Raw genomic sequence first — 21,019 nt, forward strand, 5'->3', positions numbered from 1 at the left:
GTCGGCGGGAACGAGGTGGCGCGATGACGGTGCCTCAGCAGCTGACCGATCGTTACGAGCTCGGCGAGATCCTGGGTTTCGGCGGGATGTCCGAGGTGCACCGCGCCCGCGACGTCCGGCTGCACCGTGACGTCGCGATCAAGATCCTGCGCGCCGACCTGGTCCGCGATCCGAGCTTCTACCAGCGCTTCCGCCGGGAGGCCAAGCACACCGCGGCGCTGAACCACCCGTCGATCGTGGCGGTGTATGACACCGGTGAGGCGCAGACACCCAACGGCAAGCTGCCGTTCCTGGTGATGGAGTATGTCGAGGGCCAGACGGTCGGCAAGCTGATCCAGCGGCACGGCGCGATGGCCCCGCACCGGGCGATCGCGATCATCGGCGAGGTCTGCACGGCGCTGGAGTTCAGCCACAGCCGCGGGATCGTGCACCGCGACATCAAGCCGGCGAACATCATGATCACCCCGACCGGAGCGGTGAAGGTGATGGACTTCGGGATCGCGCACGCCATGAACGCCACCACCGGCGACCGGCTGACCGCGACGTCGGCCGTCGTCGGCACCGCCCAGTACTTCTCCCCCGAGCAGGCCCGCGGCCAGGAGGTCGACGCTCGCACCGACGTCTACTCACTGGGCTGCGTGCTGTACGAAATGCTCACCGGGCAAGCCCTTTTCACCGGTGACACACCGTTGGCGGTGGCTTACCAACATGTCCGGGAGCGGCCGGTGCCGCCGTCACAACGGCGCGCGGGCATCTCCCCCGAACTCGACGCCGTGGTGCTCAAGGCGCTGGCCAAGAAACCCGACAAGCGCTACCAGAGCGCCGCCGAACTGCACGCCGACCTGCTGCGGGTCGGCAGCGGGGACGCGCCGGAGGCGTCGGTGCAGCCGCCGCCCGACACCGACGAGACACCCGCGGTACGCGATCCGCACCCGCACACGTTGCAGCTGCCGGCCCAGGACCGCCGCGGCCCATCGCGGAGCTGGCTGATCGCCGGTGCGCTCGCGGCGGTGACGCTGCTGGTGCTGGCCGGTGTGTACGTCGTGGGCACCATGAATCGGGTGCGGGTGCCCGACGTGCACGGGCTGACCCGCCAGGAGGCGGTGAGCCGGCTACAGGACCGCGGCCTGAGCCCACAGGTGGACACCAAACCGGACGGGTCGGTGGAAGCCGGCCGGGTGATCGACACCGATCCGGCCGCCGACGCCTCGGTGGCCTCGGGCAGCGATATCACCCTGAACGTGTCGACCGGACCCGAACAGCGCCGTATCCCCGACGTCTCGTCGCTGACGTACGACGAGGCGGTGCGCACCCTGCACGACGCCGGGTTCGACAACATCCGGCGCATGTCGCAGCCGTCCAAGGCCGAGGAAAAGGACCGCGTCGTCGAGACCATCCCTGCGGCGCAGCAGGATTCGGCCACCAGCAACGAGATCATCATCGTGGTCGGTGCCGGTCCCGCGACGCGTCAGGTGCCGGATGTGACCGGTCAGACCGAGGACCAGGCCAGGCAGAACCTCGGCACGGCAGGGTTCACGACCATTTTGCGAACCGATGCCGACAGCAACTTGCCCATCGGACAGGTGGCGAGCACCGATCCGCCCGCGGGCGCCTCGGTGGCCTCGGACACACCGATCACGCTCAAGGTGTCCCGCGCGAACCAAATCGAGACGCCCGATCTGACGAATCTGTTCTACGGGGATGCGCAACAGCTGCTGCAATCTCTGGGCTTCACGGGGTTGTTCCTCAAAGGCCCGGATATCAACGCCGGCAATGACAAACGCGCCAAGATCGTGCAACAGGATCCGGCGCCCCACGTTCCGGTGAACCGCGACGGCACCATCACGGTGAATTACGGCTCCTGAGGCCGGCGCCGTGATCTCGGCCACTTTTACATAGGCCTGCGCATACAAAAAGTCGCCACCGCCGGATTATCGAAAGCCACTGCGCCACTGGCTTTTGGATCGACCACGGAAACTCCCAGCAGGTTGTTGGACTTTCCGTTCGTTAACCTATATAACTTCTTGTATAAGAAAGGGCCTGCGCGAGGCGGCACCGACCGCCCCGGCCCACACAAATTGACGCAAAAGTACATAGGGGAACGAATATGAAGGGTCTGACTCTCGCGTCCTTGATCGGTGCGGCCGCCAGCGCGGTGGCACTGGCCGCTCTGGCCGGCACCGCCACGCTGTCGTCGCCGGATATGCACTCGGCGGCGGGCATGGAAACCGGTGTGACCGTCACGAACACCCCCGGCGCGCCGGCCGAGGTGCGTCCGCCGATGATGAGCGCGGCACCGCAGATCACCGGTCCCGCACCGCTGCCCACCGAGGAGCAGGGCCTGCCCGGCTAGCTTCGACCGGACTCCTGCTCGGCCAGCTTGGCCAGCATCGCGTTGTAGGCGGCCAGGTCGGCGTCCTCGTCCCGGTCGGCGGCCCGGTCCAGCCGCTTGGCGGTGCGGTCGTCGCTGCGCCGCCACTGGATCAGCAGCGCGAGCATGACCAGCACCAGCGGCACCTCACCGGCCGACCAGGCGATCCCGCCGCCGAGACGCTGGTCGCCGAGCAGGTCGGTGTGCCATCCCAGCTGCAGTGATTTGTAGAAGCCCTCGGCCATCACGGTCTGGGTGCCCATCAGCACCACGCCGAAGAAGGCGTGCAGCGGCAGCGAGCCGAACACCATGCCCAGCTTGCCCAGCGCCGGTAGGGGCCGCGGGGTCGGATCGATCCCGATGACGACCCAGTAGAACAGGTAGCCGGACAGCAGGAAGTGCAGGTTCATCGCCACGTGTGCGGCGTGGATCCCGGCCACCGCGTCGAAGATGCCGCCGAAATACAGGCCGTAGAAGCCGCCGACGAACAAGGCCGTGGCCACGAACGGATTGGTGAGCACCTGCGACACCCGGCTGTGCAGTGCGGCCAGCAGCCATTCCCGCATGCCCGGCGGGGCGCCACGGCCGGCGGTCGGCAGCGCGCGCAGCGCCAGCGTCACCGGAGCCCCGAGCACCAGGAGCACGGGCGAGAGCATCGACAGCAGCATGTGCGCGCCCATGTGCATGCTGAACATCGCCGGCATGTACCGGCCCAACCCCGACGACGTCGCGAACAGCAGCACCGCGCAGCCGCACAGCCAGGCGATGGTCCGGCCGGCGGGCCACGCGTCGCCGCGTCGGCGTAGCCGGATCACCCCGGCCACATAGACGGCGGCGAACAGGATGGCTGCGGTGCCGAAGATCAGGTCGAACCGCCAGTCGAACAGGATGCGCGCCACCGTCGGTGGGCCGGCCAGGTCGTAGCCGATCTCCACCGCGGTGACCGACGGGTTGGCCACCGGCGGCGGTGGCGGCGGCGTGCGGCCCAGCGCGACGGCGATCCCGAAGGTGACACCGAACACCAGCGACTCGACCAGTGCCAGCCTGATCAACGGTCGCCGGTCCTGCGGGTCGACGGCCAGCGCGCGGACCGCACTGCGCCGTTGCCAGTATCCGAGCCCCCCGAGCACCAGCAGGGCGGCCACCTTGCCGATGATCAGCCAGCCGTAGCTGCTGTGTAGCAGGTCGCCGGGACGCACCCGGACGAAGGCGTTGATGACGCCGGAGAATCCCATCGCCACGAAACACCACAGGGCGACCGCCGAAAACCGTCGCGCGGCCAGATCGGTGTGCGCGCCACCGCGGACCGCCAACGCCCACAGCGCCAACAGCCCGCCGGCCCACACCACCCCGGCGACCAGGTGGATGAACAGGCTGTTGGTGGCCAGGTCATGCGAGCCGCCGGCCGAGGAATGCCCGGACAACGCCAGCGGCACCAGGGTGAACACGGCCCCGGCGCACAGCACCGGCGTCCACGACCACCGCAGCACCGGGATGCTCACCACGGTGACCACCGCGGCGAACAGGGCGGTCCACCGCCAGGTCCCCGCGGTCTCGACCAGGCCGGCCACCGACCAGATATCGGCCAAACCAAGCTTGCTGAGCAGCGGCTGGCCGGTGATATCGGACACCGTCAGGGGCACCAGCAGCACCGCGCACACCGTCCAGACGCCCGACGCCAGGGTGCCCGCCCGCAGGGCGCGGTACCCCGCGACGTCGAGCACCCCGCTGGCCTGCGGCGGCACCAGGAACGCGGCCAGCAGGAACGAACCGACGGCGACGGCGGCGGCGATCTCCCCCGCCGCCCGGACGAACGGCAGGCCATAGGTGGTGACCGGACCCGGATCGGGCAGGCCGGTGGCCGTCAGGGCATCGGCCAGCGACAACCCGCCCAGCCCGGCCGCGACGGCGCCGGCCAGCACCGCGACACCGAACAGAACGGGCCATACGGCACCGTGTGGCGCGGTCACGCGGGGTCCGCCGTCGGCTCCTCGCTGGGCAGTCATGCCCTCCAGCGTATGGGGTGGCCTTCAGGCCTCAGCGGCGTGCCGGGCCGCTTTCTCGCGTTCGACGAACTGGGCCCGGGAGCCGGCCTCCACGGTGTCCATATCGGTCAGGATGTCCCGTAGCTCCTGCAGGAAGTCGGCTCGCCGCTGCGACAGGTCGGGTGCCCGCCCTAGCAGGTTCTGGTCGGCCACCACCTGACGAGCGGTCGCGAACAGCAACGCCGACACCGACTCGTTGCTTCGCACCCTGCCCTGGGCCACCTGCTGACGGCCGACGCCGAGCGCCAACTTCGTCAACTCCTTCTCGGAGATGTCCGCCGGGGCGTCGCGCAGCACATCGGCGACGATCTCGTAGGCCTCCACGAACGGACGCAACATGGCCGAACCGAGCAGCGGGCGCTTGGCCCGCAGCAGCGCCTCGATACCCTCGCGGCCCGAGGCGATCTGCTCTTCCCAGTCCTGCGTCCACGACATCTCCTTGGTCAGGTTGTCGCGGAACGTCGCCGAATCGGCGAAGTAGAACTCGAACTTCAGCAGATCCCGCAACCGCGCGGTCTGCGCCCAGAACACCTCCAGGTGATCGGATTCGGCACGGGCTGCGTGCGCCAGCGCCAATTCGATGATCGACGTTTCCAGGAAGGACGCGATGAGGGTGTTGCGGTAGAAGGCCGCCTCGTGTTCGTTCTCCGGCGCGATCCGCCACACCGGCTCGCGGCCGCCGTCGATCCGGGTCACCGGATGCCCGCCGGACAACGCGTCCACGGCGGCCCGCACCCCGTCGACCGTGCGCAACCGCAGGGCACTGTTGGTCATCGGAATGCCCTTGCGCTCCAGGTAATCCAGCGAGTCACCGAAGGTGCGGTGCAGCTGCCCCAGGGTCAGCGCGACACCGCGGGTGGTGAGCAGCAGCGCCGATACCAGCCCGGTGGCGTTGACCGGGGTGACCTGCTGGATGCGCCAGGCGACCTCGAACGCCATCTTCTGCATCGCCAGGCGTTTGGCGTCCGGGGTGCCGTTCATCCCGTCGCTTCGCTCGCCCCGACCGTTCATCCCGTCGCTTCGCTCGCCCCGACCGTTCATCGGGCCGCCCGGCTCCCCCAGGTACTGGCGCATCGAGACGGCCTCGGGGAAGCGCACATAGATCTTGCCGTAATTGCGCTCGCCCTGGGCCTTGACGAAGTTGTACAGCCAGCTCAGCCCTTCCGGCGTCTTCTCACCGCCGCGGGCGTACGCCGCATACTCCTGGGTCTCGTGCAGCTGGTCGAAACTGATGGACACCGGTTGCAGCAAGATGTCCTCACTGCGGCCGTCCAGGTAGGCATCGGCGACATAGGACAGCAGACCGAGCTTGGGCGGCAACATCTTTCCGGTCCGCGAGCGGGTGCCCTCGATGGACCAGTTCAGGTTGAATCGTTTCTCCACGATATAACCGACGTACTGCCGCAGCACGTACTTGTACAACGGGTCGTCGAGCTTGCGGCGCAGGAAGATCACGCCCGAGTGCCGCATCAGCGGGCCCATCACCCCGAACGACAGGTTGATCCCGGCGAAGGTGTGCACCGGCGGTAACCGGTTCTCCTGCATGGCGACCGGGACGATCACCCCGTCCAGATAGGAGCGATGCGAGAACAGCAGGACCGCCGGATGGATCTCAAGGGCGCGGCGCATCGTCTCGATCTCGTCGCGGTCGTAGTCGATGTTCGGGTCGAAGCCCCGGCTGAAGATGGCCCGGCCCAAGGTGGGGATGAGGTCCACCGAGAAGCGGCTCCACCCGGTGGACAGTTCGTCGAGCATCTCGCCGGCCTTCTCCACCGTCGCCCCGGGAATCTTGTCCAGCCCTTCCCGAAAACGGGCCGATGCCAACATCTCCGGTTTGACCAGGCGCGGCGATTTGTACTCCGGGCCCAGCAGTCGCAGCTCCACCCGTTCGATGGCCAGGATGGCGCGCCGGAGCACGAAGCGGGCGAACTCACGCGGGTTCTCGGCGGTGGTGGTGTCGTTCCACTGTTGACGCAGCTCGGACACCTTGGCCGGCTCACCGGCGACCACCCGGGCCCGTGACGCGTCTTTGCGCAGGATGCGGCGCTGCAGTAGTTCCGGCGGGCGGTAGGTATCCCGGCCGGAGATGAGCGCCACCACCTTGGACCGGGTGGGCAGCCCGCCCGGCACCCAGAACACCCGCACCGGCACCACCGACCGGTCCGGGTCGGCGGACAGCTTCTCGACCAGCTGAGCCAGCACGGTCGGTGGCGGTTCGTCGGAGTCCGGCAGGTGTAACACCTCGACGCGGGCCTCGGGGCGTTCCCGGCGCTGCTGCGCCAGCCAGTCCCTGAGCAGTTCCTGCTCGGCCGGCGAACCGACCGAGGCGAGCACCAACGTGTCACCCGTCGGGCTGAAGCCCTCGATGTGGGTGGAAAGCCTTGTCATGAATGATCTTCCTGGGCATCGGCTGCGCGCTTGTACAGCGGAACCTCCGGCAGCTGATCACGCGGCCAGGCCGACAAGGTGTCGAGATAGAGCTGGCGGACCTCGGCGATTCGCTCGGTCAGGTTCTCCGGGGTCCAGTCGTCGGTGGAGATGGGCGGGAACACCGCGACGTCGACGTTGCCGGCGTTGAAGGTGTTGGAATCCCGCGCCGCGATGACCTCCGCATTGCGGATCACGATCGGCACGATCGGGATGCCCGCCGCCATCGCGATGCGGAACGGACCCTTCTTGAACGGGCCGACCTCGGTGGTGTCCAGCCGGGTGCCCTCCGGGGCGATCATGATCGAAATTCCTTTACGCGCAAGCTCTTCGACCTTGTGCAAGCCTTCGATCGCGGCCTGGGTGTCGTCGCGGTCGATGAACGCGGCGTCCATTACCTTGCCCAGTGGACCCATCAGCGGGTTGCGCTCGAGCTCCTTTTTTCCGACGCTGGTGAAGTTGTCCCGGACCAACCTGCCGGCAATGAAGGGGTCGGCCTGGTTGCGGTGGTTGAAGATGAACACCGCCGGCCGTTGTGCGGTGAGGTTCTCCTCGCCCAGCACGTTGAGCTCGATGCCGGTGGTCAGCATCAGCAGCTTGCTCCAGTTCGAGGTGAAGAAATTGACCCCCACGCGTTTGTTGCGGGTGAGCAATCCCAGCCCGACCGCGCCGGCCGCCACCGTCGGGATGGTGGCCAGGCCGGCCAGTGTGCGCAATTGCGCAACCGGGCTGCTGCCACTGCGGCTGCGGAATCGCAGGATCGGCCAGCCGCGCTTGAGGGCGACGGCGGCCAGTTTGCCGCCGGGGTTGGTGGGCCGCGGATTGCCGACCACGTACATCAGCGCGACGTCCTCGTCGCCGTCGGCGTAGAAATAGCTCTTGGTCAGGTCCACTCCGTTGGCTGCCGAAAAGCGCTGCACCGCATGCGCTTTACCCGGACCCCAGATGATCGGCTGCTTCACCTCGCCGGTGATCAGACCGTCGTCGTCCACCTCGAACTCGTTGCACAGCACGTTGTCGATACCGAGGAAGCGAGCGACGGGTTCCACTTGCACGGTCAGCGCCGAGGAGCTCAGCACCACGGTGTGCCCACGCGCCATGTGTGCCCTGATGATCGACCGCATCTCGGGGTAGATGCGGTTACGCACGTGCTGGACGAACAGCCGCTCCCCCAGTTCGTCCAGATCCGACAACGAGTTGCCGCGCAACATCCGCGCGCCCTTGCCGATCAGGTCCTCGAACTCCGAGCGGCCCAGCTGATGGTTGAGCCCGGCCTGCACCATGCCGATGAACTCACCAACGCTCATCTGCCCGCGGCGCAGCCGGTCCTGGGTCATCAGTACGCCGGTGAACCCGGCCACCAGGGTGCCGTCCAGATCGAAGAACGCGCCGACCTCGGGCCCGGGCGGGCTGGCCTCGATCTCGGCGACGGTCCCGGGCAGGCGTGCCTCAGTCATTTATCGGCGCTTCCGTTCGGCGACACAGTTTCCGGTGCGGTGAAGGATGCCGCCACGGCGCGCCCCTCCCCACCGAGAGCCAGGATCTCGTCGAAACCCAGCAGCAGGCAGTCGGCCCACAATTCGTCGTCGACGAAGGCGGCCCGGTCATAGCGGGTGGTGACCGTGATGTAACCGCCGCGCGACACCAGCACGGTCATCATCGCCACGCCGGGTAGCGGACCGAGCCCGTAGTGCCGCAACACCTTTGCGCCCGCGATGAAGGTGTCGCCGGGATACACCGGCACGTTGCTGGCCTGCACGTCGGAGTTGACCACCGAGCCGGCCGCCGACTCGAGGACCGCGTCGGGCAGGAAACTGACGAACGGCGCCAGGGTGCCGACCATGTCCATGGCGCGTTCCTCGCGTTTGTCGGTCATCTGCGAACGGATCGCCTTGATCCGCCGCTCGGGGTCGGCGATACCGACCGGCGCCGCGAGATTGATTCCGGCAAAACGGTTCCCGCCGGCCGGATCGTCTTCGGCGCGCAGATTCACCGGGACCGCCATCGGCAGCGTCTCGATCGGGATGCCCTTGGCCTCGTGGTAGTGCCGCAGCGCACCGCACAAACCGGCCAGGTACGCGTCGTTGATGGAACCGCCGGCAGTCTTGGCCGCCCGATGGAAGTCGGAGAACACCATGTCGATGGCCTCGCTGCGGGAGGACAGGCTGCGCCGCCGCAACAACGGTGAATGGTCGGCCACCGGCCGGGACACCCGGGCGGTCGACAGCGCATAGTCGACGACACCGCTGACCGTGGCGGCCGGGTCACGCACGACATTGGTGACCGCGTGCACCGCACCCCCGAGCAGCCCCAGCACGCTGTTGGTGATCTTCATGGGTAGCCGGTTGATACCCATTTTCATCAGGTCGTTGGACGACAGATCCTGCGGAATCGGCAGGGGCGCAAGCTCACCGATCGGGGTGTCCCGTTCCAGGGTGTAGATGTTGGCGAACATCTCGACGCTGCCGACGCCGTCGGCGACGGCGTGACTGAGGTGCAGGATGGTGGCGGCCCGGCCGTCGGCGAGGCCCTCGACGAGGGTGGCCGTCCACAGCGGGCGAGTGATGTCCATCGGCGTCTGCAGCGCCACCTCGGCCAGGTCGAGCACCTGGCGGAGCGTGCCGGGCTCGGGCGCGCGGACCCGACGCACGTGGAAGTCCAGGTTGAAGTCGGGGTCCACCACCCAGCGCGGGGACGCCGTCGGCAGGGTCGGCATCACCACTTTCTGGCGTAGCCGCAGCACCTTGCGCGAAGCCTGCTCGAACACCGCGCGGAACTGCTCCCAGTCGGGGGTGAGGTCGAGCAGTTCGACGCCCATGATCCCCGAGCGGGTTCGTGGGTTGGCCTCGCCGCGGTGCAGCAGTGTGTCGACGCCGTTCAGTTTCTGGGGCAGCCCCGCCGCATCCAACGGCACGTTGCTCATCGCGCGCACTCCTCCTGCATGGCGCTCTCCGTCGGCCGCCATGCAGCGTCCACGCTAGTCCGCGCCGCGGTGGCGCGACGGGGCTTTCGTAGCTGTAACTGGGGCACCGCACCGGCGTCAGGCCGAGGCCCGATGTTGGGCGGTCCCGGGCAGCTCGCGGTGATCGGCGGCATTGAGGATCCGTTTCTGCTGACCATTCTTGACCGGCGTGATCCGGAGTGTCACGGATGCGTTGTGGTCGGCCGGCCGGAGGTAGTAGCACTGGTCGGTCTCCGGGCAGTAGATACAGATCGTGTCGACGGAGTTCTTGTCGATCGGTGTGCTGTGCACCCCGTGGCGGTCGGACCAGGTGGACCGGAGGTTGACGCTCACGACACCCGACGGCGCCGACCGGTATTTCACCTGGATGCGGTGAAAGATCCCGTCCGAGTGCGCGACGAGGTCGAACGGCGCATGCTCCGTGGCGGGGAACAGCACGTCGAACCCCTTGGCGACGAGGTCGGCGTGCGCTTTGGCGACGCCGAGGTCGCCTTTGTCTTTGGTGTGGTGTCGAGCCATCCACGTCTTTCCGTCGGATTCGGCGCACCCCGGCAAAGCGGGCGGCAGGTGGTGAGATACGGCGTCCGCGGCGTGTAAATTACGGTGCGTCCGTGCTTTGCCCCCGTGGCGCAACGGATAGCGCAGCCGGCTTCTACCCGGTAGGTTGCAGGTTCGAATCCTGTCGGGGGTACCAATCTCGTTCAATGGCGGTGCCGTTTCCCAGTGACCGCAACATAGCTCGAGGGTCCGACAAATCCGTTTCGGCACAGACGGCCATCCCGGTTATGTCACCCTGACTTCGTGAATGCCCGTGCCATGGCGGCTCAGCTGGTCGTCGCTGCAGCCCTTTCTGCCGCCGTGCTCGCGGCGGGCCCCACCGGAGTGGCGGCCGCCGACGTCTGCCCCGATGTCGAGCTCGTCTTCGCGCGCGGCACCGCCGAGCCGCCGGGAATGGGCCGGGTCGGCGACGCGCTGTTCGCCGCGCTGCAGCCGATGCTGGGCGGCCGCACCCTGGGCGCATACGCGGTGAATTACCCTGCCAGCTACAACTTTCTGACCACCGGCGTGGGCGCCGACGACGCCCGCGGCCACATTGCCTGGATGGCCGACCAATGCCCCGGCACCCGAATCGTGCTCGGCGGCTTCTCGCAGGGCGCCTCGGCGGTGTCGATGCTCGCCGGTGTCCCGCCGGTCGGTGACCGGATCGGCAGCATCGGTTCGGCGCCCGCCCTCGATCCCGGGCTGGCCGGCAACGTGGCGGCGGTCGCGGTCTTCGGCAATCCGGGCGCGCGGTTCGGCACTCCGCTGTCCAGCAGCGGGCAGTTTGCGGGCCGCACGATCGACCTGTGCAGCGCCGGCGACCCGATCTGCTCCGCCGGTGCCAGGGACCGCGCCGCCCACAGCAATTACGAGGCACCGCCCTACCCCGGTCAAGCTGCCGGTTTCGTCGCCGCGCGGGTGTGAGGAAGGCCCTCGACGCCGATTTGCCGCGCATTCGGGCCAGCTGGCACCCTTTCACGGTGACCGCGATCGATCCGGAGAAGCTGAGCACCTGCCTGCAGGTGCTGGCCGAGGTCGAATCGTTGCCGCCCGAGCACCCCGACGCGGTTGCCGTGCGGCGCGCGACGGCGGGCATCTTCAAGGCGGTACGCAAGGCGCGGCGCACCGCCGCACGCGAGGCCGTCGCCGCCGCCGACAAGGCCGTGATCGCCGCGACCGCCACCGGCGCCCCGGGCCGGATCGACGACGAGACCGCCGGTCTGCCGCTGGTCTCGGCGGCCACCGGCGCGACCGCGGGCACCCTGATCCGGTCGCGCGCCTGCTACATCTGTAAGAAGCACCACACCGTCGTCGACGCCTTCTACCACCAGCTCTGCCCCGAATGCGCGGCGTTCAGCCATGCCAAACGCGACGCCCGCGCCGACCTCACCGGCCGGACCGCGCTGCTGACCGGCGGCCGCGCCAAGATCGGCATGTACATCGCGCTGCGGCTGCTGCGCGACGGCGCGCACACCACCATCACCACGCGCTTCCCGAACGACGCGGTGCGGCGTTTCGCCGCGATGCCCGACAGCGCCGACTGGTTGCACCGGCTGCGGATCATCGGCATCGACCTGCGCGACCCGGCGCAGGTGGTGGCGCTGGCCGACACGGTCGCCGCGCAGGGTCCGCTGGACATCCTGATCAACAACGCGGCGCAGACGGTGCGCCGGGCCCCGGGCTCGTACTCGGCGCTGGTCGAGGCCGAACGCACCCCGCCGGCCGAACTGGCCCAGGTCGACGTGGTCAGCTTCGACCGGGTCAGCGACGCCCACCCGGCGGCCCTGGCCGGCAGCCTGGCCGAACACCAGACCCCGCACGCGCTGGCAGAGCTGGCGCTGACCGCGCGCAGCGCGTCACCGGAACGCATCGCGGCCGGCGTCGCGATCGATGCCGGGGGCCTGTTGCCGGACACGGCATCGGTCAACAGCTGGACCCAACGCGTGCACGAGGTCGACGCGATGGAGCTGCTCGAGGTGCAGCTGTGCAACCAGACCGCCCCGTTCATCCTGGTGAGCCGGCTGCGTCCGGCGATGGCCGCCTCCCCTGCCCGGCGCAAGTACGTCGTGAACGTGTCGGCGATGGAAGGGCAGTTCGGCCGCAAGTACAAGGGGCCGGGTCACCCGCACACCAACATGGCCAAGGCCGCGCTGAACATGCTCACCCGCACCAGCGCCAAGGAGATGCTGGAGCAGGACGGCATCCTGATGACCGCCGTCGACACCGGCTGGATCACCGACGAACGTCCGCATCCCACCAAGCTGCGGCTGGCCGACGAGGGTTTCCACGCGCCGCTGGATCTGGTCGACGGTGCGGCCCGGGTCTACGACCCGATCGTGCGCGGCGAGGCCGGCGAAGACCTGTACGGCTGCTTCCTGAAGGATTACCGGCCCAGCGACTGGTGAACCTGGTGCGCGGCGGTCAGGCCTGACCGGCCGGCAGCTGTTCGAACGCGTCGTCCAGAGTCGGGCGGATCGTCAGCACGGCCGCCAGGCCGACGAGCTCCAGCGGACGGCGGGTCACCGGTCCGTCGGCGACGACGATGAGCGGAACGTCCGGCGGCACCTGATTCTGCGTGTCCACCAAGGTGGCCATCCCGCACGAGGCGAAGAAGCTGATCTCGGTCAGGTCGATGATCATCGCGGTCGGCTGCTTCTCCAGGGCCGTCGCGATGACCTGGGTGAAGTCGGGCGCCGTCAGCATGTCGACGACACCGGAACAGCCGATCACCACCGTCGTGTCGTGCCAGGTCTGGGCACACATGAACGGGGACGGGCTGCGTTCGAAGTGGTCGGAAGTAAGGTCGGGCATCGAAAACCTCGCCAAGCATTGGTTCGGGGCGCAATGTCTCGCGGGCTGGTGTCTGAACCGAACAAGCTAGAACGCCGACTCTCTGAGAGCCTAACGTAACTTCCGTGCCCGATGCGATCGGCGAGCCGGAGCCTGGCAGTCTCGAGCTCATCGCACGCCACACCACCTGGGGGTTCTCATCTCGCATCCCGACACCGGCAGCACCGCCACCGACGGCCTCGTGCCCGTCGGGACACCGATCGACCTGGACAACTGTGCCCGCGAGCCCATCCACATCCCCGGGAGCATCCAGCCGCGCGGGGTGCTGGCGGTGGTCCGCGAGCCCAGCTTCGAGATCCGTCAGGTCAGCGCCAACGTCGCCGACGTGCTCGGCAGGCCGGTGCCCGAGGTGCTTGGCCACCACCTGGCCGCCCTGATCGGCGTCGACCAGGCGGCCCAGATCCAACAGGCCGCCGCGGTGTTCGGTGACCTGCGCCAGCGCAATCCCCTGGAGCTCGAGATCGAGGTGGCGGGCCGGCCACGCGCCTTCGACGCGTTGCTGCACCGCGAGCCGGGCGGGGTGTTGCTCGTCGAACTCGAAATCGCTTACGGCGCAAGGCCGTTCTCCTTCCCCAACACGTACCAGGCGGTGCGCAACTCGGTCGAAGAACTCAACCGGACCCATTCGATCGCCGAACTGTACGACGCCGCCGCCCGCGCGGTCCGTGACCTCACCGGCTTCGACCGGGTGATGGTCTACCGCTACGATCAGGACTACAACGGCGAGGTGGTCGCCGAATGCAAACGCGACGACTTGAACTCGTTTCTCGGCCTGCACTATCCGGCCAGCGACATTCCCGCGCAGGCCAGGGCGATGTACGAGAAGAACTGGCTGCGCCTGATTTCGGATGTCGGCTACACGCCGGCTCCGCTCGTACCGGCGTTGGACCCCGACAGCGGCACCCCGGTCGATCTCACGCACGCCACGCTGCGCAGCGTCTCACCGATTCACATCGAATACCTGCAGAACATGGGTGTACAGGCGTCGATGTCGATTTCGCTTCTGCGACAAGGCAAGTTGTGGGGCCTGATCGCGTGTCACCACTACGCGGGCCCGCATCTGCCCCCGTACGGCGCTCGCGCGGCGGCCGAGTTCCTGGGATCCACCCTCTCGCTGCGCCTGGTGGATCGCTTCGACGAGGACCAACTGCGGGAGCGGTTGGCGACGCAGTCGACGCTCGCGGCGTTGACCAACGCATCGCGCAGCGACGACGAACCCGTGGCGGCCGCCCTGCTCGGCTCACCCAGCCTGCTCGACCTGGTACCGGCCGCCGGTGCGGCCGTCCGCGTCGGTGGCAAATACCGCGTGCTCGGGACGGTTCCGCCACCCGAGACGGTGAGTGCGGTGGCCGCGTGGGCGCGTGGCGGCGCCGGGGAGGTGGTCACCACCGACTGCCTGTCCCGTGAACTTCCCACGCTGGAACTGGATCCGGCGGTGGCGGCCGGCGCGCTGGTCCTGAACCTGCCCGACGGTCAGCACGTCATCTGGTTCCGGCACGAGGCGGTGCGGTCGGTGGACTGGGGCGGCGATCCACACAACAAGGCGATCGCCGTGCGGCAGGGTGACGGAATTCGGCTCAGCCCGCGCAAATCGTTCGACCGCTGGCGCGAGATCGTGGACAAGTGCAGCGAACCGTGGACACCGATCCAGATCGAGTCCGCCGAGGCGCTGCGCCGCCATCTGGTGGAAGAGTTGTACCGACGCACGCGCGGCGCGTTACATCTGGCCGAGGTGATGCAGCGCAGCCTGCTTCCGGCGTCGATCCCGACCGTCGCGGGCTGGGAGTTGTCCGCCGACTATCGGCCCGCCGCCGGCGGCCGGGTGGGTGGTGATTGGTACGACGCGTTCCAGCTGCCGGACGGGCGGCTGGTGGTGCTGGTCGGGGACGTGGCGGGGCACGGCCTGAGCGCGGCCGGCGCGATGGCCCAATTGCGAAACGCCTTGCGCTCGCAGCTGTTCGGCGGTGCACCCCCGGCCGAGGCATTGAGCCGGCTCAATGCCTTCAGTGTGCACTTGATGCCGCGCGCCTTCGCCACGGTGATCGTGGCCCGGATCGAACTCGACTCGGGCCGGGTCGAGGCGGCCTCGGCCGGGCACCTGATGCCGTTTCACACCGGCCCGGTGATCGGTCTTGCCCCGATCCGACTGTCGCCACCGATCGGTGTGCGCAATGCCGTCTACACGGCGAGCACCTTCACCATCGACCACGGCCGCGGCCTGGTGATGTACTCCGACGGCTTGGTCGAGCGCCGCGGTGCGACCATCGACGACGGTGTGAACCGGCTCGCCCAGGCGCTGAGCGGTGCCGCGTTGCTCTCGGCGTTGCGGATTTCGACCGCGGTGGCTCCGCACGAGACCGAGGACGACGTCACCGTCATCACCGTGCACCGGCCATGACCAACGGGACGCGACGCGAGTATGTTGACGTCCATGTCGGTCACCGTGATCCTCGAATTGCAGTTCAAGCCCGAGTCCGTGGCAACCGCGCGGGAGGTGTTCGGCCGCGCGCTCAAGGACACCCGGGCCTTCCCCGGCAACATCCGCACCGATGTGCTGATCGACGAGGCCGACGAAGGCCACTGGGTGATCTACGAACTGTGGGAGTCGGTGGAGGCCGACGAGGCCTACCGCGCCTTCCGCGCCGGCGAAGGCAAGTTGACCGAGGTGCCGAACCTGGTCGCCGCCCCGCCGGTCAAGACCCGGTATCTCACCAGCGACGTCTGAGTTCACGTCTGGTCGCGCAGCTTGCGGCGGTAGGCCAACGGCGTCGCGCCGAACCACCGCTGGCACGCGCGGGTCAGCACCGCTTGCTCGGCGTAGCCGAGTTGGCGGCTCAACTGCAGCAGACTCATCTCCGTGTCCCGCAGGTAGCGCACCGTGATCTCGCGGCGCACGCTGTCGAGCACCGCGGCGAACGTGGTTCCCTCGGCGCTCAAACGCCGTTGTAATGCCTTGGGATGCAGCCCGAATTGCCGTGCGACGAACTCGACGGTGACCGCCCCGGACGGCAGCATCGGCCCGGCAAGGTCAGCCACCGAGCGCGCCACCGACGTGGTGCGCTCCCCCAGGGCGTCGCCGAGGTATCCGGTGATGTACCGATGGGTCTGCGCATCTCGATCCAGCGGCCGGGCCAGATCGGCGGTGTCCATCCGGAATCCGGAGGCCGACGCCTCGTCGCGCACCGGGCAGCCGAAGTAGCTCCGGTAGCCGGCGGGCGACGTCAGGCGTCGATGCGGGATGTGCACTTCCAGTGGCGCGTAGTCCGCGCCGAGGAAGCTGCGCAGCACCCCGACAATGATGCCGAGGGACAGTTCGATGGTGTGCGGGTGCGCCGGGAGCGGATCCAGACGCAGCTTCCAGTCGACGAACCCGGGGCGCACGTCGATCGCGATACCCGGACTGTAGGCGGCGACGAACTTGTCGAAGATCAGGAACACCTCCGCCACCGTCGCCGCGGTACGGGCGGCCACCCCGACCGGGCCCAGGATGTCGATGGTCTGACGGAGTGCCAGCCGGCGCCCGAAATCGGCGGCGCCCGTGACCGCCGCGGCCCGTTCCACGGCGTCGACGGCACTGCGCAGCGACACGAACACGTCGGTGTGGCCGGCATCCTCCGGGCGGATGCCGCTCTCCCGCAACAGCGCATCGGCATCGGCACCGAGTTCGCCGACGAGTTCCCGGTAACCGGTGAGCGACGACGCCATGACCAACTCCATGTCGCCAAAGATCAAAAAATTGTCCGCCGAAGTCAAGGCGACGCGCCCGACCGGCGGGCATAGTGGGCCGGTGAACAAACTGATGGGACTCGCGGCGCTGGTGGCGGTCATCGCCATGGTGGGAGCATGCAGCGCACAAAAGGACAACTCCGCACCTTCCAGCACAAGCGCAGCAGCCGGTGACACCGACCTGGCCGCCGCGGCGCGGGACGCGTACACCTACGCCTATCCCCTGGTCACCATGGAGTACACTCGTCGTTCGTTGACGAACGCCGTTGCTCCGCAGGGAACTTCGGCACCCATGGGCCAGTTCGTCCGGATGCGTGAATACCCGAACGCACAGTTCCGGGCCGTCACCGCGCCCAATGCCGACACCCTCTACACCCAAGCCTGGTTCGACGTCGCCAAGGAGCCGTGGATCGTCAGCGTCCCCGATATGGGTGACCGGTACTTCCTGCTCCCGATGCTCGACGGTTGGACCGACGTGTTCGCGGCGCCTGGTAAGCGGACCACCGGCGGCAAGGCGCAGACCTTCGCCATCACCGGTCCCGGCTGGACCGGCACGCTGCCGCCCGGAGTCACCGAATACAAGTCCCCGACCGCACTGGTCTGGCTGCTCGGGCGCATCTACTGCACCGGCACCCCGCAGGACTACGCGGCGGTGCACGCGCTGCAGGACCAGATCAACGCCGTGCCGCTGTCGGCGTACGGCAAGTCCTACACGCCGACACCCGGCGTGGTGAATCCGGCCGTGGACACCAAAACCGCTGTCCGCGAACAGGTCAACGCGCTCGACGGACCCGGCTTCTTCAGCGTTTTCGCCAACTTGCTCAAGGCCAATCCCCCGGCCACCGCGGACGCCCCGATGGTGCAGACGCTGGCGAAGCTGGGCATCGTGCCCGGCCAGGATTTCGACGCAGCCAAGCTGGAGCCCGCGGTGGCCTCGGCCCTCGCGGCGGCGCCGAAAGCCGCGCAGAAAACCATCATGGGGTGGGCCACAGATGGTGTCGCGGCGGGCGACAACACCTTCGCGAACGGCTGGTTGTTCACCGTCAAGACCGGGTCGTACGGCACCAACTATCTGCAACGCGCGTACATCACCGCCATCGGTTTGGGTGCCAACCTGCCGCAGGACGCGGTGTACCCGACCTCCGAAGGGCCGTCGCAGGGCGTCAAATACACCGGCGCCACCCGGTACCTGCTGCATTTCGACAAGGGACAGCTACCGCCGGTGAAGGGTTTCTGGTCGCTGACGATGTACGACGCGGACTACTTCTTCGTCGACAATCCACTCAACCGATACACCCTCAGCCAGCGTGACAATCTGACCACCAACCCGGACGGGTCGGTCGACCTGCTGATCCAGGCCGACCCGCCGGCACCGGACAAGACCGCCAACTGGCTGCCGGCCCCCAAGGGTGATTTCGTCTTGATGCTGCGGATGTACTGGCCGCAGGAGACGCCACCGTCGATCATCGACGGCACCTGGAAGGTTCCGCCCGTCACGCCGGTGCCGTGACGTGTCCGCACTCCTGACGAAAAGAGGTCCCGTGAAACGTCATCTGCTCGGCCTGACCGCGGCGTCGGCGCTACTGGCCGCGCCGATCGTCACCGCTGCCCCCGGACACGCAGAGGTGTGCGGCGACGTCGGTGGCCGGCACGTCAGCGTCGGCGGTTGCACCCACATCGCCGGCGATGTGGCGGCCGGGGCCGTGCTGGCCACCGATGACGACGTGGCGGCCCAGGTCGCCGCGGGATTGCCGCCCTGCTACACGCCCGATGGAGTGCCGTACTACACACCCGCCGGCCAACCCTGCAACTGATGCGCGCGGCCGATTGAACCGATCGGCACCGCGCACCGTGTCCCCTACATCCACGCGACACAGTAGGGGGCAGACCCATGCAGCGATCCATCAGCCTGCGTACCGATTTCGCTGCGGCCGGGATGGCCGCCGTCACCGCCGCCGCGGTGGTGGCCGCACCGCTCACCCCGGTCACGGTGGCGTCCATACCACCGACGGTGGTGCGCGAGGTCCGACTGGCCGCCGCCGTGCCACCCGGTGGGCTGATCACCAGCTTCCTGCACAACCAAACGGTCTACTGCTCGATCATCTGTCCCCTGATCGCGCAGACCGGTGTGACGGCGGTGACCACTGCCCTGCAGGCGCCGGGAACCTTCCTCGCCGCGCTGTCGGCCGGTGATGTACTCAAGGCCATCGGGGCGGCGGCCGCTTCGGTCACCGGACCGACCGAGGCCGCCGCGCAGAAGGCCATCGACGCCGACGCCGCGATCCCGGCCCAGCGGGCGCTCAACGCGTTCGAAGTCGGCGTTGTGGGCTTGCTGAATGTGTTACCCGCCGTCCAGGACGGCCTGCCCGGAATCGCCACGGCGCTGCAGAAGGCCCGCCAGGACACCTTCGACGCGCTCAATCTGCCGTTCGTCCCCAACCCCACCCCGACGGTGATGCCGCGCGGCGTGTTGCAGGTGGCGGTGGTGGGCGCCATCAATGTGGCTGCGGCCGTGATCTTCCCGGCCTTCAACGACTTCCTGGCCGGCGTCTTCCAGGTGCCCGATACGGTGGCGCAGGAACTCGCCGCCTCCGGCAACCCGGTCCGTGCGCTGGCCGCGGGGATCAGGACCGCCGCCGGGGTGGTGGTCGCCGCAGCCAAGGTGGTCGCCCAGGCCGTGGTGACCGCGGTCGACGACGTCCGGGCCGCCGCCGCGCAGCCCGTCACCACCGGCCGGGCAATACCGAAGCCCGAATCCGCTGCCACACCACCATCGACGACGCCATCCACAACGGCCGCCACGGCCCTGGCGCCGAAGACGGTGGCGGTCACGACGCCCAAAGCGCTCGCACCCGCCACGGCTCAACGCGACGACGGGCCCGCCGCCAAACGCGGCACCACCACCAAGGCCGACACCGACAAGCCCGACACCACTACTGTCTCCACGAGCGCGCCGTCGACGAACACGCCGTCCGCGACACCCAAGACCGCACCACCCAACCCGGTGCGTGACGCCGCGTCGAACCTGCGCAACGCCGTGCACAACCTGGTCAAGAACCTCACACCGAAGCCGCCGCATCAGGACGGCGCCGCCAAGGACGGCCACGGCGCACACGGCAAGTGATCCGGCTCAGGGCGCGGCGGCGGGTTCCTCGGTCTCCGATGCGAGGACCGTCTCCGGCGGGGCGTTGCGCTCCCACAGCACAGCACCGACGCACGCCGTCAGCACCCACCCGGTGCCGATCACCCCGCACCAGGTGAGCAGCGCCATCGCCACCCCGATCGGACCGAACTCGTCCCAGCCATCCAGCAAGGGCGGGAAGAACATTCGCGCTGCCAGCGGCACCACCGTGCCGTCAATCACCACACCGGCCATACCGGCCAGGATCAGATACTTGCGGCCCCGGCCGCCGTCGCGCACCAGCAGCGCGGGAGTGGCGGTCCAGAAGATCCACACCGGCACCAGCGACGCGAGGAACCGCAGCGTGCGCAAACCCATGTGATGGTGACCGCCGAAGGCGATCCGTTCCCGGACGATGATCACCGCCAGATACAGCGCGAACCACAGAACGCCGCGGCCCAGCTTGGCCAGCCACCCCAATTGCTCACGGCGCCAAGCCTTCGCGAAGATGCCGGCGATGGTCATCGACATCGGGATGCCCCACACCAAAAAGCCCGCGACGCCCAGGAACGTCCAGCTGGACCGCAACCCCGAGGCGCGGCCGAACACGGCGCGCACATGCTCGGTCATCGGGGACACCAGGCCGAGCTGGCGGCTGACGACGGTGCCCGGGCTGGCGTTGTCGGCGAATCCGGTCAGGTAGCTGAAGCCCAGAATCATCAACGGGATGACGGTGGTGAACAGCTGGACCGACACGACCGCCCCGAGAGTGCCGCCGTCGATCTCGGTGAACCGGGCGATGACCGCGGCCACGAGACGTAGTTGGCGCAGCTCCGCCAGGCGCCGGTAGCGCTCCTCGAGCCGACGCCGCATGTCCACCGGGTCGGCGTGCGTGCTCATCCCCTGCAGATTAGTGCCGCCGGCACCGGCGTCACCGGTCGCACAGCATCTTCGCACCAGGTTGACAGACCTGCGAT

17 protein-coding genes and 1 tRNA gene are annotated in these 21,019 nt (G+C 68.5%); 10 read left to right on the plus strand and 8 right to left on the minus strand.

The genetic code is table 11. The features are described 5' to 3' along the window. Positions 1 to 23 precede the first annotated feature (23 nt). Both pknB and BN977_RS03940 read left to right on the plus strand, forming a co-directional pair. Positions 24 to 1,865 carry a Stk1 family PASTA domain-containing Ser/Thr kinase gene (gene pknB / locus BN977_RS03935; protein WP_036396428.1) on the plus strand — a complete coding sequence of 614 codons (1,842 nt, stop codon included), beginning with the start codon at positions 24 to 26 and terminating at the stop codon, positions 1,863 to 1,865. Between the two features lie 242 nt (positions 1,866 to 2,107). Then, positions 2,108 to 2,353: a hypothetical protein gene (locus BN977_RS03940; RefSeq protein ID WP_024452334.1), complete on the plus strand. Its 246-nt coding sequence runs from the start codon at positions 2,108 to 2,110 to the stop codon at positions 2,351 to 2,353. Here the strand turns inward: BN977_RS03940 and BN977_RS03945 are convergent. The 5 genes from BN977_RS03945 to BN977_RS03965 form a co-directional block, all read right to left on the minus strand. After that, positions 2,350 to 4,377, minus strand: a complete 2,028-nt coding sequence (locus tag BN977_RS03945) for a bifunctional copper resistance protein CopD/cytochrome c oxidase assembly protein (protein ID WP_051561026.1) — start codon at positions 4,375 to 4,377, stop codon at positions 2,350 to 2,352. The two genes, BN977_RS03940 and BN977_RS03945, sit on opposite strands and share 4 nt — an antisense overlap. A gap of 24 nt (positions 4,378 to 4,401) precedes the next feature. Then, complete coding sequence (locus BN977_RS03950) at positions 4,402 to 6,804, minus strand: glycerol-3-phosphate 1-O-acyltransferase (RefSeq protein WP_036396430.1); 2,403 nt, start codon at positions 6,802 to 6,804, stop codon at positions 4,402 to 4,404. After that, positions 6,801 to 8,300, minus strand: coding sequence for an HAD-IB family hydrolase/lysophospholipid acyltransferase family protein (locus BN977_RS03955; protein WP_024452337.1), 1,500 nt, complete (start codon positions 8,298 to 8,300; stop codon positions 6,801 to 6,803). The genes BN977_RS03950 and BN977_RS03955 overlap by 4 nt, the downstream gene beginning before the upstream one ends. Further along, on the minus strand, positions 8,297 to 9,766 hold the full coding sequence (locus tag BN977_RS03960; RefSeq protein ID WP_036396431.1) for a wax ester/triacylglycerol synthase family O-acyltransferase: 1,470 nt from the start codon (positions 9,764 to 9,766) through the stop codon (positions 8,297 to 8,299). The genes BN977_RS03955 and BN977_RS03960 overlap by 4 nt, the downstream gene beginning before the upstream one ends. A gap of 117 nt (positions 9,767 to 9,883) precedes the next feature. Beyond that, positions 9,884 to 10,324 carry a group I intron-associated PD-(D/E)XK endonuclease gene (locus tag BN977_RS03965; protein WP_036396434.1) on the minus strand — a complete coding sequence of 147 codons (441 nt, stop codon included), beginning with the start codon at positions 10,322 to 10,324 and terminating at the stop codon, positions 9,884 to 9,886. 99 nt (positions 10,325 to 10,423) lie between these two features. Between BN977_RS03965 and BN977_RS03970 the strand changes: the two genes are divergently transcribed. The 3 genes from BN977_RS03970 (at position 10,424) to BN977_RS03980 (ending at position 12,750) form a co-directional block, all read left to right on the plus strand. Then, a tRNA-Arg gene (locus BN977_RS03970) sits at positions 10,424 to 10,499 on the plus strand. A 122-nt stretch (positions 10,500 to 10,621) separates the two neighbouring features. Next, entirely contained in the window at positions 10,622 to 11,269 is a 648-nt protein-coding gene (locus tag BN977_RS03975) for a cutinase family protein (protein WP_036396435.1), read from the plus strand. A gap of 56 nt (positions 11,270 to 11,325) precedes the next feature. Then, entirely contained in the window at positions 11,326 to 12,750 is a 1,425-nt protein-coding gene (locus tag BN977_RS03980) for an SDR family NAD(P)-dependent oxidoreductase (protein WP_036398399.1), read from the plus strand. A 16-nt stretch (positions 12,751 to 12,766) separates the two neighbouring features. Here the strand turns inward: BN977_RS03980 and BN977_RS03985 are convergent, their stop codons facing one another. Continuing rightward, the gene (locus BN977_RS03985) at positions 12,767 to 13,156 is read right to left on the minus strand and encodes an STAS domain-containing protein (protein ID WP_051561028.1); all 390 of its coding nucleotides are present in this window, start codon (positions 13,154 to 13,156) and stop codon (positions 12,767 to 12,769) included. 220 nt (positions 13,157 to 13,376) lie between these two features. Here BN977_RS03985 and BN977_RS03990 point away from each other — a divergent pair, with 220 nt between their 5' ends. Together BN977_RS03990 and BN977_RS03995 are read left to right on the plus strand one after the other, a co-directional pair. Further along, positions 13,377 to 15,593 carry a SpoIIE family protein phosphatase gene (locus tag BN977_RS03990; protein ID WP_234709496.1) on the plus strand — a complete coding sequence of 739 codons (2,217 nt, stop codon included), beginning with the start codon at positions 13,377 to 13,379 and terminating at the stop codon, positions 15,591 to 15,593. A gap of 33 nt (positions 15,594 to 15,626) precedes the next feature. Then, on the plus strand, positions 15,627 to 15,920 hold the full coding sequence (locus BN977_RS03995) for a putative quinol monooxygenase (RefSeq protein WP_024452344.1): 294 nt from the start codon (positions 15,627 to 15,629) through the stop codon (positions 15,918 to 15,920). Between the two features lie 2 nt (positions 15,921 to 15,922). Here the strand turns inward: BN977_RS03995 and BN977_RS04000 are convergent, their stop codons facing one another. Beyond that, complete coding sequence (locus BN977_RS04000) at positions 15,923 to 16,900, minus strand: AraC family transcriptional regulator (RefSeq protein ID WP_306372227.1); 978 nt, start codon at positions 16,898 to 16,900, stop codon at positions 15,923 to 15,925. 94 nt (positions 16,901 to 16,994) lie between these two features. On the opposite strand from BN977_RS04000, the gene BN977_RS04005 reads away from it, so the two are divergent. The 3 genes from BN977_RS04005 to BN977_RS31320 all read left to right on the plus strand — a co-directional run bounded on the left by BN977_RS04005 (position 16,995) and on the right by BN977_RS31320 (position 20,045). Next, positions 16,995 to 18,431 carry a DUF1254 domain-containing protein gene (locus tag BN977_RS04005; protein ID WP_036398401.1) on the plus strand — a complete coding sequence of 479 codons (1,437 nt, stop codon included), beginning with the start codon at positions 16,995 to 16,997 and terminating at the stop codon, positions 18,429 to 18,431. A gap of 31 nt (positions 18,432 to 18,462) precedes the next feature. Next, positions 18,463 to 18,735 (plus strand): hypothetical protein, encoded by a 273-nt coding sequence (locus BN977_RS04010; RefSeq protein WP_036396439.1) that lies wholly within the window; start codon positions 18,463 to 18,465, stop codon positions 18,733 to 18,735. Between the two features lie 77 nt (positions 18,736 to 18,812). Beyond that, positions 18,813 to 20,045, plus strand: coding sequence for a hypothetical protein (locus tag BN977_RS31320; protein ID WP_131590015.1), 1,233 nt, complete (start codon positions 18,813 to 18,815; stop codon positions 20,043 to 20,045). A gap of 6 nt (positions 20,046 to 20,051) precedes the next feature. Here the strand turns inward: BN977_RS31320 and BN977_RS04020 are convergent, their stop codons facing one another. Continuing rightward, the gene (locus BN977_RS04020) at positions 20,052 to 20,942 is read right to left on the minus strand and encodes a hypothetical protein (RefSeq protein WP_024452349.1); all 891 of its coding nucleotides are present in this window, start codon (positions 20,940 to 20,942) and stop codon (positions 20,052 to 20,054) included. Positions 20,943 to 21,019: the final 77 nt, after the last annotated feature.

It is taken from the genome of Mycolicibacterium cosmeticum, assembly GCF_000613185.1.
Classification (GTDB): domain Bacteria; phylum Actinomycetota; class Actinomycetes; order Mycobacteriales; family Mycobacteriaceae; genus Mycobacterium; species Mycobacterium cosmeticum.

Excerpts from the sequence above, each read along its gene's own strand:
- pknB (WP_036396428.1), top strand. The coding sequence starts at position 24 with ATGACGGTGCCTCAGCAGCTGACCGATCGTTACGAGCTCGGCGAGATC.
- BN977_RS03940 (WP_024452334.1), top strand. The coding sequence starts at position 2,108 with ATGAAGGGTCTGACTCTCGCGTCCTTGATCGGTGCGGCCGCCAGCGCG.
- BN977_RS03945 (WP_051561026.1), bottom strand. The coding sequence starts at position 4,377 with ATGACTGCCCAGCGAGGAGCCGACGGCGGACCCCGCGTGACCGCGCCA.
- BN977_RS03950 (WP_036396430.1), bottom strand. The coding sequence starts at position 6,804 with ATGACAAGGCTTTCCACCCACATCGAGGGCTTCAGCCCGACGGGTGAC.
- BN977_RS03955 (WP_024452337.1), bottom strand. The coding sequence starts at position 8,300 with ATGACTGAGGCACGCCTGCCCGGGACCGTCGCCGAGATCGAGGCCAGC.
- BN977_RS03960 (WP_036396431.1), bottom strand. The coding sequence starts at position 9,766 with ATGAGCAACGTGCCGTTGGATGCGGCGGGGCTGCCCCAGAAACTGAAC.
- BN977_RS03965 (WP_036396434.1), bottom strand. The coding sequence starts at position 10,324 with ATGGCTCGACACCACACCAAAGACAAAGGCGACCTCGGCGTCGCCAAA.
- BN977_RS03975 (WP_036396435.1), top strand. The coding sequence starts at position 10,622 with ATGGCGGCTCAGCTGGTCGTCGCTGCAGCCCTTTCTGCCGCCGTGCTC.
- BN977_RS03985 (WP_051561028.1), bottom strand. The coding sequence starts at position 13,156 with ATGCCCGACCTTACTTCCGACCACTTCGAACGCAGCCCGTCCCCGTTC.
- BN977_RS03995 (WP_024452344.1), top strand. The coding sequence starts at position 15,627 with ATGTCGGTCACCGTGATCCTCGAATTGCAGTTCAAGCCCGAGTCCGTG.
- BN977_RS04000 (WP_306372227.1), bottom strand. The coding sequence starts at position 16,900 with ATGGCGTCGTCGCTCACCGGTTACCGGGAACTCGTCGGCGAACTCGGT.
- BN977_RS04005 (WP_036398401.1), top strand. The coding sequence starts at position 16,995 with ATGGGACTCGCGGCGCTGGTGGCGGTCATCGCCATGGTGGGAGCATGC.
- BN977_RS31320 (WP_131590015.1), top strand. The coding sequence starts at position 18,813 with ATGCAGCGATCCATCAGCCTGCGTACCGATTTCGCTGCGGCCGGGATG.
- BN977_RS04020 (WP_024452349.1), bottom strand. The coding sequence starts at position 20,942 with ATGAGCACGCACGCCGACCCGGTGGACATGCGGCGTCGGCTCGAGGAG.